Origin of the sequence: Waltera acetigignens (genome assembly GCF_025567015.1) — a bacterium.
Classification (GTDB): domain Bacteria; phylum Bacillota; class Clostridia; order Lachnospirales; family Lachnospiraceae; genus Acetatifactor; species Acetatifactor acetigignens.
Genome location: NZ_JAOQJO010000028.1, coordinates 1 through 17,270 on the forward strand (window position 1 = coordinate 1; position 17,270 = coordinate 17,270).

Genomic DNA, 17,270 nt, shown 5'->3' on the forward strand with positions numbered 1-17,270 from the left:
CTTCTTATATGCTTGTAAGTACATAATTTTTGCAGTCATGACACAAGAAAAGCTCCCTCACAGGAAGGAGCTTTGTCTACAGTCTGAGGCTGTCTCTTCGGAGACAGCCTTTTTTGCAGATAATAATATTGGTAAAAATTTCAGTTGTAAAATGGAGCTCAACTCGCTATAATATACTTAACCTGAGATGTACGATAACTCTTACCAGTTTTGAACCTACATTTACTTTAAACGGGATTCCTATATTGCCAAGTGGCTGTCAAGCCCTCACTCCGCAAGGAGGATTGGAAGGGAAGGCAAAAGGTTGGTTGCGGTTACCCACCTAGCATTGCTAGGAGTCAAAAGGTAAGAGGCGGCATTTTGGGGATAACAATACAAAAGAGAGAGCAGTCCTTTGGGACTGCTCTTTTAAAGTCATAAAACAGATTCTGAATAGGCGGGAAATGATTTGAAGAAAAACAGACTGCTTGAGAATTATTATAAACTTTCCAGAGAACAGAGAATACAGTGGAAGAAATACCTGTGTGTGTTAGGTACGGCATTTCTTCTTTTTTTACTTCTGATAAATTTGTTACATAGCTGCGGTCGGGAGGAGCCGGGGGCACCGGAGACAGAAGAGGCCCTGCCTCAGCATATTCCAGTAGTACGGGAATTGAAAAACGTCTGGATCACGGAGGCGGAAGCTGGGCAGATCACTTTATTCTGTGACGGAGTAAGAGAGACCTATGATCTGGATACAGAGGCGAATGAGGCAGGCAGGCTGCCGACACCGGACCAGATGCGGGAACAGCTGGCAGATGTGGAACTTACGGATGACCTCGTGAGTGCCGTTATCCTGAAAACAGAGAAGTTCACAGGCCGGGTACTGTCGGCAGATGAAAGCGGTATCGAGATCGAGGGCAGGGGCCGGATCCCGTTGGCTGAGGATTACAAAGGGTATCGCCTGTACCGGGAGCTTACCATGTGTACCACTGAAGATCTGCGATTCGGCTATATGGATGCGGACTTTATTCGTGAAAATGACGAGATCTGCGGTATCCTGCTGGCCAGAGAAGATAACATGAACAAAATCCGGGTATTGATCAAAACTTCGGATTTTTCGGATGTTTTGCACCAGACGGTGACACTGACGGCGGAAAGTGATTTTCTACTACAGTACGGAACCGGTGAGGAAATGCAGGAAGAATTGTTTTCCAGGGGAGACGAGGTGACCATTGACACAGACAGCGATTATTTCGTGGGAGAACGGATCCGTATAGTACCGACAGTGCTGACCGGCCGGGTACGGCTGATCAATGTGAATCGAAGTCAGGGAACACCTTCTTACAGAGGGCATATAGAGCTGCTGCGGACCGCAGACGGAATTGCAGTGGTAAATGAGCTTCCGCTGGAAGAATATCTCTACAGTGTAGTGCCAAGTGAGATGCCGGCATCCTACCCGCTGGAAGCCCTGAAAGCACAGGCTATCTGTGCCAGAACCTATGCCTACGGACATATGCTGCGGGCGGGCTATCCCCGGTACGGCGCCCATGTGGACGACAGCACTTCCTATCAGGTCTACAATAATATCACAGAAGCTGACAGTGCTACCACGGCGGTGAAGGAGACCTACGGACAGATGATCCTGACAGATGAAGGAACGGTGGCGAACACTTATTATTACTCTACCTCCTGTGGCGTGGGAACTACGGCAAATGTATGGAAGACAGCGGAGGCGGAGGCACTTGATTATCTGAAGAGCAGCCGGCTGAATCCGGAAAGCCTGATGGAGACGGACGGTGGGGCAATCGCGGCAGACAGCAATGAGGTAAACGGAGATGCAGGTTCAGAGGATCTGAGGGAAGAAGAGGCTTTCCGGGATTTTATCACGGAGACACATGCGGAAGATTATGAAGCGCAGGAAGGCTGGTACCGCTGGACATATACGGTAAAAGAGATTGATGTGGATCGGATAGTGGAGACGCTGAAGAAACGTTATGAAGCCAACGGAAAGTTAATATTGACTCTGAAGGACGATGACTATGTCAGTCAAAATATAAAAGCTTTTTCAAAAGTAAACGATATCTCCGTTGTAAAACGTGGCCCCGGTGGTGTGGCAGACGAAATGGTCATTGTCACGGACAAAGGAACCTTTAAGGTGATCTCGGAATATAATATCAGAGCAGTACTTTGTGACGGGGTTACGAAGGTGGTAAGGCAGGATGGTAGTGAGGTGGCCATGCCGAATCTCCTTCCCAGTGCATTTTTTGTGATTGAACCTAGCCATGATAAGAAAAATGTGGTAGGATATAACATTATCGGCGGTGGATTCGGCCATGGCGTGGGAATGAGCCAGAACGGTGCCAAAAATATGGCACTACAGGGGCTTGGCGCGGAACAGATCCTTAACTTTTTCTATGAAGGATGCGAGATATGCTCAGGACAATAATCAGCATCTGGCGTGATTTTTCCAGCCAGATGAAAAAACAGAATATCAGCGCTTATGCATCGAGTACAGCCTTTTTCCTGTTTTTGTCGGTGATTCCGATGCTGATGGTAGTCTGTGCGGTGATTCCTTATACCCCGGTGACGGAGCAGAATCTGGTCACGGCGCTGACGGATGTGACGCCGGATATTGCAGATGCCATGGTGGAGAGTCTGGTCGTTGATGTGTATGAGAGTTCTGTGGGAATTCTGCCGGTGGCTCTGATCGCTATGGTCTGGTCGGCGGCGAAGGGTGTCATGGCACTGATGCGGGGATTAAATGCGGTCAATGGTGTGGACGAGAAGCGTAATTACTTCGTGATCCGTTTTATTGCAAGCTTTTATACGTTGATCATGCTTGTAGTGTTGATTTTGTCACTGTTTTTCATGGTATTTGGTAATCAGCTGGTGGATATTGCATTACATAGGATTCCGCAGCTGCAGATGTTTGTGAGTCTCCTGATGAATTTCCGCTTTCTGTTCGTATGGGCGGTGCTGATTCTTTTGTTTGGCCTGATTTATACATATATCCCGGACACAAAGCTGAAATTCACGGAACAGGTTCCGGGAGCCTGCTTTGCTGCGGTAGTATGGAGTGTATTTTCCTGGGGATTTTCCATGTATGTGTCCTATGGAAATGGGTATAGTATTTACGGAAGTCTGACCATTATTGTGATCATTATGTTGTGGATGTATTTCTGCATGTATATCATTCTGATCGGTGCTTATCTGAACCGTTATTTCCGTCCGGTGAACCGGGTACTGGTGAATCATGCCAGCAGTAAGAGCGAACTGGCAAGAGAGAACCGTAGACGCATCCGGGAGATCAAGAAGATCCAGCGCAGAAAAAAACATTATACGGAGATCGACAGGAATCCTAAGGGGCAGGATGAAAATCTGACAGACAGGAATTGAACTGCGGACGCAAATGTAGTACACTGATACGGAGAGGGCGAGGGACCTCTCCTGTTATGATTATAGTAAAAGAGTATCCGGAAGACGGATGCGGAAATGAGGATAAATATGGAAAAGAAAAACACCTGGGAGACCTATTCTTCCAAACAGTTAAAAGAGCTGGAGAAAATAAACGCACAGTATCGTGATTTCTTAGACAACGGTAAGACCGAGAGAGAGTGCATTGACACCATTGTCAATACTATTGAGAAGTCCGGTTACCGTGAACTGGAGAGTCTGATCAAAGAGGGCGCTGCTCTTAAAACCGGAGATAAGGTATACAGCGTATGGATGAACAAATCCATCGCCATGTTCCAGATCGGACGTAAGCCCATGACAGATGGCATGAACATCCTCGGAGCCCATATCGACAGCCCCAGACTGGATGTAAAGCAGAATCCCCTGTATGAGGATGGTGGATTCGCTTATCTGGACACCCATTATTACGGTGGCGTGAAGAAGTACCAGTGGGTGACCATTCCACTGGCAATCCACGGAGTCATCGTGAAAAAGGACGGCACCTGTGTAGAAATCAATATTGGTGAGAACGAGGATGATCCTGTATTCTTCGTATCCGATCTGTTGATCCATCTGGCACAGGAGCAGCTGGAGAAAAAGGCAGCAAAGGTTATCGAGGGTGAAGCTCTGGATATCATCGTAGGCAATAAGCCTCTGCTGATCGATAAGAAAGATAAGAAGAAGGACGAGAAAGAAGCCGGAAAAGAAGCAGTAAAGGCAGGTGTTCTGGATATTCTGAAAGAGACCTACGATATTCATGAAGAGGATTTCGTTTCCGCAGAGCTGGAGATCGTTCCTGCAGGAAAAGCAAGAGAAGCAGGTTTTGACCGCAGTATGACACTGGCTTACGGTCAGGATGACAGGGTCTGTGCTTACACTTCCATGCAGGCGATGCTGGACAGCGATGTGACCGACCGTACCATGTGCTGTATTCTGGTAGATAAGGAAGAAATCGGCTCCGTAGGTGCTACCGGCATGCAGTCTCATTTCTTTGAAAATGCCGTGGCAGAGGTGATGAATCTGGCAGGCGAATACAGCGAACTGAACGTGAGAAGATGCCTGGCACATAGCTGTATGCTGTCTTCCGATGTCAGCAGTGCTTTTGATCCTACCTATGCGTCCAGCTTCGATAAAAAGAACGTGGCATACTTAGGCGGCGGTATGGTCATCAACAAATTCACCGGAGCCAGAGGTAAGTCCGGTTCTAACGATGCCAATGCGGAGTATCTGGCACATTTGCGCCATATCTTCGACAAAGCAGAGGTGAACTTCCAGACTGCAGAGCTTGGTAAGGTCGATTTGGGCGGCGGTGGAACCATCGCATATATTCTGGCACTGTATGGCATGAATGTCATCGACAGTGGTGTGGCAGTGCTGAACATGCATGCACCGTGGGAAGCTACCAGCAAGGCCGATGTATATGAGGCATATCGCGGATATAAAGCATTTGTGGAAGGAGCGAGCCTGTAATGGCAGAGACGACAGAACTGAAAAAATCCGATTTTTACTTTGATCTTCCCCAGGAGCTGATCGCACAGGACCCGCTGGAGGATCGTTCTTCCTCCAGACTGCTGGTACTGGATAAAAACACGGGAGAGATCTCTCATCACATTTTTCGGGATATTATCGACTATCTGCATCCCGGAGACTGTCTGGTGTTAAACAACACCAAGGTGATTCCGGCGAGACTTTTGGGAGAACGGGAAGGTACCGGCGGACATGTGGAAGTCCTTCTATTAAAACGAAAAGAAGCGGATGTCTGGGAGACTCTGGTAAAGCCCGGCAAGAAATGCAAGCCCGGTCAGCGCCTGACCTTCGGGGATGGACTATTAAAGGCAGAAGTCCTGGAGACTGTGGAAGAAGGTAATCGTCTGATACGTTTTGAATATGAGGGTATTTTTGAAGAAGTGCTGGACAAGCTGGGAGAGATGCCCCTGCCTCCTTACATAACCCATAAGCTGAAGGATAAGAATCGTTATCAGACCGTTTATGCCAAATATGAAGGCTCCGCAGCAGCACCTACGGCGGGATTGCATTTTACGCAGGAATTGTTGCAGCAGATTGCGGACAAAGGCATTAAGATCGCTTATGTGACATTGCATGTGGGACTGGGAACTTTCCGGCCGGTAAAGGAAGAGAACGTACTGGAGCATCATATGCATTCTGAGTATTATCAGGTGACGGAAGAAGCGGCGAACACCATCAATGAGACGAAGAAAAATGGGGGGCGTGTGATCTGCGTGGGTACCACCAGCTGCCGTACCGTGGAGAGCGCAGCGGACGAGCAGGGCATGGTACAGCCCGGCTGTGACAATACCGAGATATTCATTTATCCCGGATATCGTTTCAAGGTGCTGGATGCGCTGATCACGAATTTCCATCTGCCGGAGTCCACACTGGTAATGTTGGTATCGGCACTTGCGGGAAGAGAACATATCCTGCACGCCTACGAAGAAGCAATCCGTGAAAAATACAGATTTTTCAGCTTTGGAGACGCTATGTTTATCGCTGACTTAAAAGGAGAAAAATAATGGAAGAAAGAAGACGAAGCAGGCGTACAGAAATGAGTTCCACCCTGATGGTAAATCGCCTGGACCAGGGAGACATGCAGGAAGTCAGCATAGACATCGTAGATGTATCTCCCAACGGAGTGGGCTTTTTGTGCAAGGAAGTGTTAAGTATCGGTGCAGTGTATGAATCGAAACTGAGGATTTGGACGCATGAAGTGCTGCATGCGTTCTTACAGATCGTCAGGATCGAAATGAAGGGAGATTCTTATACGTACGGGGCTGTCTTCATCGGAATGTCGGAGAGTGATGCGGCAAGAATCCGCGTATACCAGACGATTAATGACGATGAAAAACAATAAGAAAAAAATAGCAGTCAGTGTTGTGGCTGCTATTTTACTTGTACTGTTATATCTGTTGATTTTCGCTTTTTCTGGTCAGGACGGTGAGGAATCAGGCTCACTGAGTTCTATGATCTCGGAAAAATGTGCGGAGCTTCTGAATGCTATTTCCGGGAAACACTGGACACAGAATGTGATCGACAGTATGGCAGCTTATTTTGAACATCCAATCCGTAAACTGGCTCATTTCTCCGAGTATGCATGCATGGGAGTGCTGCTGTACGGTGTGTGGAGACCCTGGAAGGAGAGGAACCGGAAACTGTATCTGCTGATCGTACTCTGGGTGTTTGTCTCCGCCGGAGCGGACGAGTTCCATCAGTTATTTGTCCCAGGACGCTATGGGTGTTTTGCGGATGTGGTGCTGGATACCTGTGGCGGTGCGTTTGGACTGCTCGTATGTGGCTGTGTGGAGAAAATAGTGCGGCGAAGGAAACAGAAGCGGAAAGATAAGGAAAAAGAGATCACTTTGTAGGTGATCTCTTTTTGTGTAGTGCGATGAGCCAGGTACAGGGGTTCTACTTCCTGTTGTGCAGACTGTAGCCCTTTTCGCAAAGGATCTTTGTGGATCTCTCGATGGCTTCTTCCTGATAGAATTCAATGCGCAGAACGCCGCCTTCGTACTCTCGGTTATGGACGATGCCGATGTTTTTGATACTGATATTTTTCAGGGCAAGAATCGTAGCCACGGCGGCAATCTCACCGGGTTCGTCGGCAATGTCAATGGTGATTGCATAAGAAGATTTTAACGGGCCGCTGGCAGTGTTAATGAAGGAATCCCGGTAGATTCTGGCACTGTCGAACAGTTCATACAGGTCATCACCGCTTTTGGCATTTAATTCCTGCTGGATCCCCTGCAGGGAAGCAATGTAGGAGGACAACAGTGTCGAGATATTTTCTGTATTGGTCAGGCAGATCTGCTGCCATACCGCAGCGGAAGAAGAGGCAATTCTGGTAATGTCCTTGAAACCTCCGGCAGCGATCATCTTCATCAGTCCGTCCGCAGAATCCTTGTCCCGCACCAGATTTACCAGAGATGCGGCAATGATATGGGGGAGATGACTGACAGCTGCAGTAACGTAATCATGCTGTGCCGGCTCCAGAATCAGAGGGATGGCACCCAGCTGCTGTACAAGATTTTTATAATCCGTGACTTTGTTTTCCGGAACGGAATCCGTGGGCGTGAGAATGTAATAGGCATTCTCCAAAAGAACGGCCTTGGAATTGATAAAGCCTATACGGTCACTTCCGGCCATGGGATGACCGCCGATAAACTGTCCTTCCAGACCGGCTTTTTTGATCTCTGTATGAATCTCACTCTTGACACTTCCCACATCAGTGAGCAGTGTCTTTGGTGAGAGAATTTCTTTTACAGCTGAGAGGTTCTCGTCATTTTTCTGTACCGGAGCACAGAGGAAAAGATAATCGCAGTCGGAGAAGGAAGCATCGATCCTTGTGGTGATCACGTTGGCAACACCACACTGGGCAGCCTCCCGCAGGGTATCTGCATTGATATCGTATGCAATGATCTGAGACTGAGGGAGATTCTGACGGATCGCCCGGGCGATGGAACCGCCGATCAAACCCAGACCGATAAAACCAAATGTAAGAGTACTCATGTAGATTTCCTCGATTCTGTTATTTGCTGCAAATAAATAGTATGACAAAGTCGGAAGATGTCCGTTTGTCCTTTAAACACTATAGCAAATTAACGTGCGAAAATCAAGAGAAGGAAATATTCTTTTCGGATTTGCTTGCAAGAGTTTTAGAAATATGGCAAGATGGAACTGTTCAAAAAGGATAAGGAGGAATTTGGTTATGCATTCACCTTTGGAAATTGCAAGAAATTATATAGAAGTCGGGATCCATAAGGTAAATCTGTCGATCTTTAAGACGATTCTGTTGGGATTTTTTGCCGGTATGTTCATCGGTTTTGCAGGAATTGCTTCGACTACGGCATCCAGCACCATCGGCATCGCATCGGTGGCGAAGCTGGTAGGCGCTGCGGTATTCCCAGCGGGTATGGCTATGGTACTGGTAGCGGGCAGCGAGCTATTCACCGGCAACAATCTGATCATACTGGCAGTGCTGGAGAAGAAAGTCACGGTATGGAAGATGCTGAAAAACTGGCTGTTTGTTTACATCGGCAACTTCCTCGGTGCGGCTTTTGTGGCAGTATTGGTAGTGGTGGGACGGACACCGGATCTTTTCGGAGAGCAGTTGGCACAGGCCATTGTTAATGCCGCGGCATCCCGGACGAATTTAAGTGTGGGTGAGGCTTTCGTAAGAGGTATCCTGTGTAATATTCTGGTGTGCATCGCGGTATGGATGTCCTTTGCTGCGAAGCGGGTCTCCGGCAAGCTTCTGACCAGTTACTGGCCCGTGATGCTGTTTGTATTATGCGGCTTCGAGCACAGTATCGCAGATATGTATTTCGGTGTATGCGGTCTTCTGACAGCGCAGGTCTACGGCATTGCAGCAGAGAGCCTGACCTGGTTCAATTTCCTCGTAAAAGCCCTGCTGCCTATTACCCTTGGCAACATCGTTGGTGGTGCTGGGATCGTAGGATGCGGCTACTGGCTGGCATACCTCCACAGAACCCCGTACTCTGCAGATACTACAGCTGCCGAGCAGGAAGAGATTGATATTGCGGAAGAGTACTAAATTGAGAGTTAGTGAAATAAATCCACGAACGCCCATGGCGGACGGAATGTCCTTCCTCGATGTAAGGTCTCCCGGTGGGAATTTTCTGACGAAAAGTGAGTAGCGGTTCTAAACCGCACGGGCACGGCTCCAGTTGCCATCCATGGCAACGTCCGCCTGTCGCGAACGTCCTGTTCGCTCCACCCTGTTTTTCTACACTTTTCGAGAAAATATCACCACCTCCCGACAAACATCCTCGGAAGGACATTCCGTCCGCCATGGGCGTTCTGCATTTTGGAAAGTTTAAAAAACAGTAGCCCCGGCTGGGTATAAGAATAAGCAGTGCCGTAAGCAGACGTCGGTACTTAGCGGTCGTACTGTGACCGCTTATGTACCGCTACGTTCTGCGACAGAGCGCAAGCGTGCCGCGTTTCTTATACCCTGCCAAGGGCTACGGGGATATTTCGCTAACTTTCAATTTACTTGTCTTGTGCAACTGTTCATATCGCAAAGTTCTGACAACTTACAAAAATATGAAATAATTAACAATATTTACTTGTAATAGTAACATATATTTAGTAAAATACACGTAAGGGGTTAAAAATCCAATCCAACGGCTGGACAAAATACCCAAAATGCAGAATAAATGGAGGATGGGATATGAATATTTACACAACAGACAAGATCCGTAACGTAGTATTACTGGGCCATGGCGGCAGTGGCAAGACCAGTCTTGCAGAAGCCTTTGGTTATCTGTCCGGTATCACCTCCCGTATGGGCAAGGTAGATGACGGCAATACCCTCAGTGATTACAGCAAAGAAGAACAGAAACGTCATTTCTCTATCAGTACCTCCGTGATCCCCATTGAGTGGGAAGGATACAAGATCAATATTATTGATACACCGGGTTATTTTGATTTCGTGGGAGAAGTGGAAGAGGCAGTCAGTGCCGCAGGAGCAGCCATCATAGTAGTTAACGGCAAGTCCGGCATCGAAGTCGGCACCCAGAAGGCATGGGAGCTTTGCGAGAAATACAAGCTGCCCCGTTTTATCTATGTCTCCAACATGGACGTGGATAATGCCTCCTTCCGTCAGGTAGTGGAAGATATGACTAATCTGTACGGCAAGAAGATGGCACCGTTTCATCTGCCAATCCGTGAGAACGAGAAATTCGTAGGATACATCAATGTTATCACTGAGAGCGGTAACCGCTGGGAGGGTAAGGAAGTTGTTCCCTGTGAGGTACCGGATTACAGCCAGGCCAACCTGCAGATCTGCCGGGATACTCTGATGGAAGCCGTAGCCGAGACCAGTGAAGAATTCATGGAGCGGTATTTCGGCGGAGAGACCTTCTCTGAGGCAGAGATCCGTGCAGCACTCCGTACCAATGTCTGCGATGGCAGCATCGTTCCCATGACCATGGGTTCCAACATCCTGTGTCAGGGTATGTACACACTGTTAGATGATATTGTCAAATACATGCCCAGCCCCGAGAACAGAGAAGTGGCGGGCATCAATTTAAAGACCAATGAGATTTACCATGCGGATTACGATTTCGCCAAGGCAAAATCCGCCTATATCTGGAAGACCATAGTGGATCCTTTCATCGGAAAATACTCTCTGATCAAGGTAAACTCCGGTGTACTTAAGACCGACGACCTGCTGTACAACGTAGACCGTGACATTGAGGAAAAGATCGGCAAAATCTATGTACTGCAGGGCAATAAGCCCATTGAAGTCAGCGAACTGCATGCCGGAGATATCGGAGCACTGGCGAAACTGACCGCAGCGAGAACCGGCAACAGTCTCTCTACCAAGGCCACGACTATTAAATACGGCAAGTTCGATATTTCCACTCCCTATACCTACATGCGGTATAAGCCGAAGAATAAGGCGGACGTGGATAAGATCTCCCAGGCATTGCAGAAGATGACTCATGAAGATCTGACCATCCGGGTGGTGAACGATGCGGAGAACCGCCAGACCTTACTTTACGGCATGGGTGACCAGCACCTGGATATCGTGGTCAGCCGTCTGTTAAACGAATACAAAGTAGAGATCGAGCTGTCCAGACCGAAGATCGCATACAAAGAGACTATCAAGAAACAGTCCGATGTGGAATATAAGTACAAGAAACAGTCCGGCGGACACGGCCAGTACGGTCATGTAAAAATGCGTTTTTCACCTTCCGGCGATCTGACCAAACCCTATGAGTTCGCAACAGAAGTCGTAGGCGGCGCGGTACCGAAGAATTTCTTCCCTGCGGTGGAAAAAGGTATTCAGGAATCCGTAGGCAGAGGACCTCTGGCGGCCTACCCGGTAGTCGGTGTCAAAGCGGTACTGTATGATGGATCCTATCATCCGGTAGATTCTTCGGAAATGGCATTTAAGACCGCGGCTATCCAGGCTTTCAAGAAAGGTGTCATGGAAGCAGGCCCCGTTCTGTTGGAGCCCATCATGTCCTTAAAGGTTACCGTGCCGGATGCCTATACCGGAGACATCATGGGAGATCTGAACAAGAGAAGAGGCCGGGTGCTGGGCATGACACCCATGAGCGGTGGCAAGCAGATCATCGAAGCGGATATTCCCATGAGCGGATTATTCGGTTATTGCACAGATCTGCGTTCCATGACCGGAGGCAGAGGGGATTATTCCTATGAATTCGCTCGTTACGAGCAGGCACCTTCCGACGTACAGGAGAAGGAAGTAGCGGCCAGAGCAGCAAAGGTTGCGGAGAACAATGCAGAAGACTAACGAGTAATTACATAACATACACAACAAAAAGAGACCGGTTGGCTTTCCGGTCTCTTTTTCGGTAGTGCGCAGTAAATATCATCGATATCGCTGCATCAGATTGATCAGTAATGTGATCCATGCAAACATGATTCATCACCTCTCGTATACAGCATATGCCCCGGCAGACGAAAATATGCAAAAAACCATGCGGATAGAGCCGCAGTCCTTGACAGTATCGGGAAAACACGATAAAATAATCGATAGTTTTTTAACGACTTGAGAACAAAAAATTTAAATAGAAAGCTTCTCATAGTTTAGGAGGAAATAATTATGGCAGTACCTTACAATCACAGAGAGGTAGAGAAAAAATGGCAGACTGTCTGGGATGATGAAAAAGCATTCAAGACTTCCGACGATTTCTCCAAGCCCAAATATTACGCACTGGTAGAGTTCCCTTATCCTTCAGGACAGGGATTACATGTAGGTCATCCGAGACCTTATACCGCACTGGATATCGTAGCACGTAAGCGCAGAATGCAGGGCTATAATGTGCTGTATCCCATGGGATGGGATGCATTCGGTCTCCCTACCGAGAACTACGCGATCAAGAATCATATCCATCCCAAGATCGTAACCAAGAACAACGTGGCAAGATTCAAGAATCAGCTGCATTCCTTAGGTTATTCTTTCGACTGGGACAGAGAAATCAACACCACAGATCCCGAGTATTATCACTGGACCCAGTGGATCTTCTTAAAGCTGTTCAAGGCAGGACTGGCTTACAAAACGGAGATGCCTATCAACTGGTGTACCTCCTGTAAGGTAGGTCTGGCAAATGAGGAAGTAGTGAACGGCGTCTGCGAACGTTGCGGTTCCGAAGTCATCCGTAAGGTCAAGAGCCAGTGGATGTTAAAGATCACCGAATATGCTGACAAGCTGATCCAGGGACTGGATACCGTAGATTATATCGAGCGTGTCAAAGTCTCCCAGAAGAACTGGATCGGTAAGTCCCAGGGTGCCGAGGTTGATTTCACCCTGACAGGCAAGGATGAGAAGCTGCGCATTTACACCACCAGACCGGATACTCTGTTCGGGGTTACTTACATGGTAGTATCTCCGGAGCATCCTGTTCTGGATAAATATAAAGATGAGATCAAGAACTGGGATGACATCGTGGCATACCGCGAGATGGCTGCGAAGAAGTCCGATTTTGAACGTACCGAACTGGCAAAGGATAAGACCGGTGTCTGCATTCAGGGCCTGACCGCTACCAACCCCGTGAATGGCAAGGAAATCCCTGTTTGGGTATCCGATTATGTACTGATGACTTACGGTACCGGCGCTATCATGGCAGTTCCTGCCCACGATGAGAGAGACTGGGAGTTCGCGAAGAAATTCGGTATGCCTATCATTGAAGTTGTTGCAGGAAGCCCTGTCAGCGTAGAAGAAGCTGTATATACCGATGTTGCTGATGGTACTTTGGTCAATTCCGATTTTCTGAACGGTCTGTCTGTGGCAGAAGCCAAAGAGAAGATCATGAACTATCTGGAAGAGAAGGGCATCGGTAACCGCAAGACCAATTATAAATTAAGAGACTGGGTATTCTCCAGACAGCGTTACTGGGGTGAGCCGATTCCTATTGTGCATTGCGATAAGTGCGGATATGTTCCCATTGATGAGAGCGAACTGCCTCTGCAGTTACCCGATGTAGAGAGCTATATGCCTACCGATACCGGAGAATCTCCTTTGGCTGCCATGACTGACTGGGTAAATACCACCTGTCCCTGCTGTGGCGGTCCGGCAAAGAGAGAGACCGATACCATGCCTCAGTGGGCTGGCTCTTCCTGGTATTACCTGCGTTATACCGATCCTCACAATGACAAGGCACTGGCAAGTCCCGAAGCATTAAAGTACTGGCTGCCGGTTGACTGGTACAACGGTGGTATGGAGCATACCACACTGCATCTTTTGTACTCCCGCTTCTGGCATAAGTTCCTGTATGATCAGGGGGTAGTACCTACTCCGGAACCTTATCAGAAGAGAACCAGCCACGGTATGATCCTTGGCTCCAACGGCGAGAAGATGTCCAAGTCCCGTGGCAACGTTGTAAACCCGGATGACATCGTACAGGATTACGGTGCAGATACTCTGCGTACCTATGAGATGTTCATCGGCGCTTTTGATCTGAGCGCTTCCTGGAGTGAGGAAGGCGTAAAGGGCTGCCGCAGATTCCTGGAGAGAGTATGGAAGTTACAGGATATATTGACATCCGAGGAAGGCTACAGCGCAGATTTGGAGACCAAGATGCACCAGACCATCAAGAAGGTCAGCAGCGATTTCGAGAACCTGAAGTACAACACCGCCATCGCAGCTATGATGTCCCTGATCAATGAGTTCTACAAGAAGAACTCTATTACCAGAGGCGAATACAAGACACTGCTTACTCTGCTGAACCCCGTGGCTCCTCATATCACCGAGGAACTGTGGCAGACTGCCGGATTCGAGGGCAGACTGTATCAGGCAGCATGGCCTGAATTTGAGGAAGAGAAGACTGTAGAGAGCGTTGTAGAGATCGGTGTTCAGGTCAACGGCAAGATGCGTGTGACCATCAATGTTTCCAAGGATGAGACCAGGGAAAATGTCATCGCCATGGCAAAAGAAGCTCTGGGAGACAAGCTGACCGGCAACATCGTAAAAGAGATCTATGTTCCCGGCAGAATCGTCAACATCGTAGTTAAGTAGTTCAGCCATGGACAATAAGTGAAATAAAATCATGCTTGCATGATTTTATGATCGAATATGTCCATGAGGTAAACGCCGTCTTATGAACAAAGGTAGTCACGTAGTGATGGAAAGCGTGATAACGCGACTTTGCGAATGGCGTTGGCTGAACGTTGAATAAAATAACTCTTGACAGACATTAAGTCTGCCGGGAGTTATTTTTTTGTGATCGGCTTTTCTCCAGAATATTTTCAATCTGACGAAGCTCCGATTCCGTACTGTATTTTTTGATAGCGGTGATGGCGGCCTGCATTTCCTGCGGGGTAAAAGTCAGGTGTTCCTGTTTCGCTTTACGCATGGCGGGCATGAGAAGTGCCATCATTTCTTTTTGACTTTTACCGTGCCCCTGGGCAAAAAGTTTCGAGAGAAAATCCAGTTTTTCTCTGGGGATGTCCTTCACGAGATCATCCTGCATCCAGAGGGGTGTCTTGGAATAGTCCATTTTTCTGACCTCCTGTGTCTGATTTTGCAGTGGAAAAAAGACCGGACAACATAGACGGATCCATGCCGGAGAGATCGGAGAAGCCCTCCGGAAACAATTCCTGCATGGTCTGCACCATTTCCATCATTTCCTGGAAATTATGAATATTGTCCATCATTTGTGTGATTTGTCGAAGAGCTGATTTCTGAGTCTCGTCGCACAAGGGCATGAGATCATTACACAGTTCAGTGGCAGTTTCTTCGTTTGCAGAAGAGGGAGCAATGCACAGAGAAGTCTCCGGATGCCTGCGAAAAAGTGTTAGCGTGTATTGCAACTCCGACATTTTTATGTAAACAGCAAGTCCTTTCAGCAGCCGGGGATCCATATAATAAGCCAGTATTTTCAGAATCTGAATGCGGTTGGAAGTGAATAATGTGTCAAAGGCAGCCGCCTTGTCGATTCTCTTATCATCCATGTACCGATACCTTCCTGCAAAAGAGTTACTAGTATTTTATGAGAGCGGCAGCATGCTTATGCCGATCAATCCTTCGGGGTACAGAAAAGTCCGTACCCCGGAGTGATCGTGCCTACAAAGCTCCGGGAGATCCCGGAAAGCAGTATCAGAGATTAGCAACCGCAACCGTTGTTGTTACCGCAGCCACCGCCGCAGAAGCAGGACAGAAGCAGGATCCAGATCAGCCATTCACAGCAGTCATTGCCGCCGCAGCCATTGTTGTTGCCCAGCAGCCCGCAGCCGTTGTTGTTACCGCAGCCACCGCCGCAGAACAGCAACAGGATGATCCAGATGCAGCTGTTGCCGAAGATACCGTTACCACAGTTGTTATTGCCGCAGGAATTATTGCAGCCGCAATTTGTAGCAGTTAAGTCACTCATTTTTAGTGCCTCCACATTTTATTTATGCTCTATTGTATGCGGGGGAGCCTGTCAATGTTTCCGGAAAAGACTTGCAATAATTTCCGGATATAGTAAAATATAGATATCTATATAGACATGCATAGATTGTGAAAAGACAGATTTTAAATTAAGGATAGATAGATGGCACAGAAGATATATGTGGTAGAGGGGCGAAAGTTCCGCACGGAGGCGGATTATCAGAATGCCCTGAAGGATCAGCAGGTGATCGAGAATCTTCGGGTACAGACGAAGAAGATGAGCCTGGCAGACCAGAAGAAACTGCTGGAAGTGATCCGTAGCGGCAGGTGTAGATTCCATAGTATTCTGGGACAGGATTACATGGAAGAGCTGTCGGAGGACATTCAAAGACAGGAAGGAAAAGTACCGGAAACATCTCCGGCGAAAGGACATTTTCTTCAGAAAGAAAATACAAAAACAATCGGGAAGGCCCAAACTCCCAAAAATAAAAAAGAAGCATCAAAGAAAAAAGAAACTGTAAAAAAAGAAAGTCCTGATAAAAAAGTTCCCAAAAAGAGGCCGACAACAAAAAAGAAGACTTCTGTGAAGAAGAAAGCAGAACCGCAGTTTGACGAGGCAGAGATTGACAAAATCGTTCAGGAAGAATTGAAAAAACAGGAGAAACGAAGGAAACTTCTTGTGGTCTGTTGCAGTGTGATCGCAGTGGCATGCCTTGGCTATTTCGGAATTTATAACTGGTATAACATCCGTACTGCCGATAATTACAAGCAATTAAGTGAATTGAAGGATAAAGAGCCGGCAACCGGTCAGAATCAGGATCCTGTGATCCATTACACCGCGGATGAAACGCAGAGTACGCCCCCTCCGGTACTGGATGAATATAAAAATTTATTAAATAAGAACAAAAGACTAATCGGATGGGTAAAAATTGACGATACTAATATAGATTACCCTGTAATGCAGACAACGGATAATGAATATTATCTTGATCACAATCTGAATCAGGAGTATGATAAAAACGGATCCATTTTCATGGACAAGGATTGTGATGTGCTCAAGCCCAGCACAAACTTCATTTTGTATGGACATCATATGAAGAGCGGGCAGATGTTCGGAAGCTTATCCCTATACAGCGACCAGAGCTATTATGAGAAACATCCTTGCATACAGTTTGATACCATTTATGAAAAAGGCCAGTATGAGATCATGTACGTATTCAGATCCCGGGTCTATAGTGAAGATGAAATCGTATTTAAGTACTATCAGTTTATAGACGCCCAGAGCGAGCAGGAATTTGACTCTTATATGAATGATATGGCAGAAATGTCATTATATGACACGGGAGTCACAGCTTCGTTCGGTGACCAGCTTTTAACGTTGTCTACCTGTGATTATCAGGAGAAAAACGGCAGATTTGTAGTGGTTGCCAAAAAGGTGACGACAAAGGAGTAAAGG

The 17,270-nt window shown here is 47.5% G+C and carries 14 protein-coding genes and 1 other RNA gene; 11 read left to right on the plus strand and 4 right to left on the minus strand.

Annotated features, from left to right (window positions below):
* Nucleotides 1–176: 176 nt before the first annotated feature.
* The 7 genes from ssrS (at nucleotide 177) to OCV96_RS18665 (ending at nucleotide 6,815) form a co-directional block, all read left to right on the plus strand.
* Nucleotides 177–371: non-coding RNA, 6S RNA (gene ssrS, locus OCV96_RS18635), on the plus strand.
* 77 nt (nucleotides 372–448) lie between these two features.
* The gene (locus tag OCV96_RS18640) at nucleotides 449–2,428 is read left to right on the plus strand and encodes a SpoIID/LytB domain-containing protein (RefSeq protein ID WP_227064062.1); all 1,980 of its coding nucleotides are present in this window, start codon (nucleotides 449–451) and stop codon (nucleotides 2,426–2,428) included.
* Nucleotides 2,413–3,378: a YihY/virulence factor BrkB family protein gene (locus tag OCV96_RS18645; RefSeq protein ID WP_227064063.1), complete on the plus strand. Its 966-nt coding sequence runs from the start codon at nucleotides 2,413–2,415 to the stop codon at nucleotides 3,376–3,378. The genes OCV96_RS18640 and OCV96_RS18645 overlap by 16 nt, the downstream gene beginning before the upstream one ends.
* A gap of 108 nt (nucleotides 3,379–3,486) precedes the next feature.
* Complete coding sequence (locus OCV96_RS18650; protein WP_117464976.1) at nucleotides 3,487–4,905, plus strand: aminopeptidase; 1,419 nt, start codon at nucleotides 3,487–3,489, stop codon at nucleotides 4,903–4,905.
* A gap of 17 nt (nucleotides 4,906–4,922) precedes the next feature.
* Nucleotides 4,923–5,966: a tRNA preQ1(34) S-adenosylmethionine ribosyltransferase-isomerase QueA gene (queA, locus tag OCV96_RS18655; protein ID WP_227064067.1), complete on the plus strand. Its 1,044-nt coding sequence runs from the start codon at nucleotides 4,923–4,925 to the stop codon at nucleotides 5,964–5,966.
* Complete coding sequence (locus OCV96_RS18660) at nucleotides 5,966–6,304, plus strand: PilZ domain-containing protein (protein WP_262595146.1); 339 nt, start codon at nucleotides 5,966–5,968, stop codon at nucleotides 6,302–6,304. Before queA ends, OCV96_RS18660 begins: the two co-directional genes overlap by 1 nt.
* A complete protein-coding gene (locus tag OCV96_RS18665) occupies nucleotides 6,291–6,815 on the plus strand; it encodes a VanZ family protein (protein ID WP_262595147.1) in 525 nt (174 codons plus the stop codon). The genes OCV96_RS18660 and OCV96_RS18665 overlap by 14 nt, the downstream gene beginning before the upstream one ends.
* Nucleotides 6,816–6,858: 43 nt before the next feature.
* On the opposite strand, the gene OCV96_RS18670 is transcribed toward OCV96_RS18665, so the two are convergent.
* Nucleotides 6,859–7,959 (minus strand): prephenate dehydrogenase, encoded by a 1,101-nt coding sequence (locus tag OCV96_RS18670; RefSeq protein WP_227064065.1) that lies wholly within the window; start codon nucleotides 7,957–7,959, stop codon nucleotides 6,859–6,861.
* Between the two features lie 199 nt (nucleotides 7,960–8,158).
* On the opposite strand from OCV96_RS18670, the gene OCV96_RS18675 reads away from it, so the two are divergent.
* From OCV96_RS18675 to leuS, 3 genes are all read left to right on the plus strand, one after another.
* Entirely contained in the window at nucleotides 8,159–9,004 is an 846-nt protein-coding gene (locus OCV96_RS18675; protein WP_118537236.1) for a formate/nitrite transporter family protein, read from the plus strand.
* 639 nt (nucleotides 9,005–9,643) lie between these two features.
* On the plus strand, nucleotides 9,644–11,737 hold the full coding sequence (locus tag OCV96_RS18680; RefSeq protein ID WP_118539978.1) for an elongation factor G: 2,094 nt from the start codon (nucleotides 9,644–9,646) through the stop codon (nucleotides 11,735–11,737).
* Nucleotides 11,738–12,049: 312 nt separating this feature from the next.
* Nucleotides 12,050–14,461 carry a leucine--tRNA ligase gene (gene leuS, locus OCV96_RS18685; protein ID WP_262595148.1) on the plus strand — a complete coding sequence of 804 codons (2,412 nt, stop codon included), beginning with the start codon at nucleotides 12,050–12,052 and terminating at the stop codon, nucleotides 14,459–14,461.
* Between the two features lie 178 nt (nucleotides 14,462–14,639).
* Here leuS and OCV96_RS18690 read toward each other — a convergent pair whose 3' ends face one another.
* The 3 genes from OCV96_RS18690 to OCV96_RS18700 all read right to left on the minus strand — a co-directional run bounded on the left by OCV96_RS18690 (nucleotide 14,640) and on the right by OCV96_RS18700 (nucleotide 15,815).
* Complete coding sequence (locus tag OCV96_RS18690) at nucleotides 14,640–14,942, minus strand: hypothetical protein (protein ID WP_262595149.1); 303 nt, start codon at nucleotides 14,940–14,942, stop codon at nucleotides 14,640–14,642.
* A complete protein-coding gene (locus OCV96_RS18695) occupies nucleotides 14,905–15,396 on the minus strand; it encodes a hypothetical protein (protein ID WP_022312422.1) in 492 nt (163 codons plus the stop codon). Before OCV96_RS18695 ends, OCV96_RS18690 begins: the two co-directional genes overlap by 38 nt.
* A 152-nt stretch (nucleotides 15,397–15,548) precedes the next feature.
* A complete protein-coding gene (locus tag OCV96_RS18700; RefSeq protein WP_117467173.1) occupies nucleotides 15,549–15,815 on the minus strand; it encodes a chorion class high-cysteine HCB protein 13 in 267 nt (88 codons plus the stop codon).
* 162 nt (nucleotides 15,816–15,977) lie between these two features.
* On the opposite strand from OCV96_RS18700, the gene srtB reads away from it, so the two are divergent.
* Nucleotides 15,978–17,267: a class B sortase gene (gene srtB, locus OCV96_RS18705; protein WP_227063811.1), complete on the plus strand. Its 1,290-nt coding sequence runs from the start codon at nucleotides 15,978–15,980 to the stop codon at nucleotides 17,265–17,267.
* Nucleotides 17,268–17,270 lie beyond the last annotated feature (3 nt).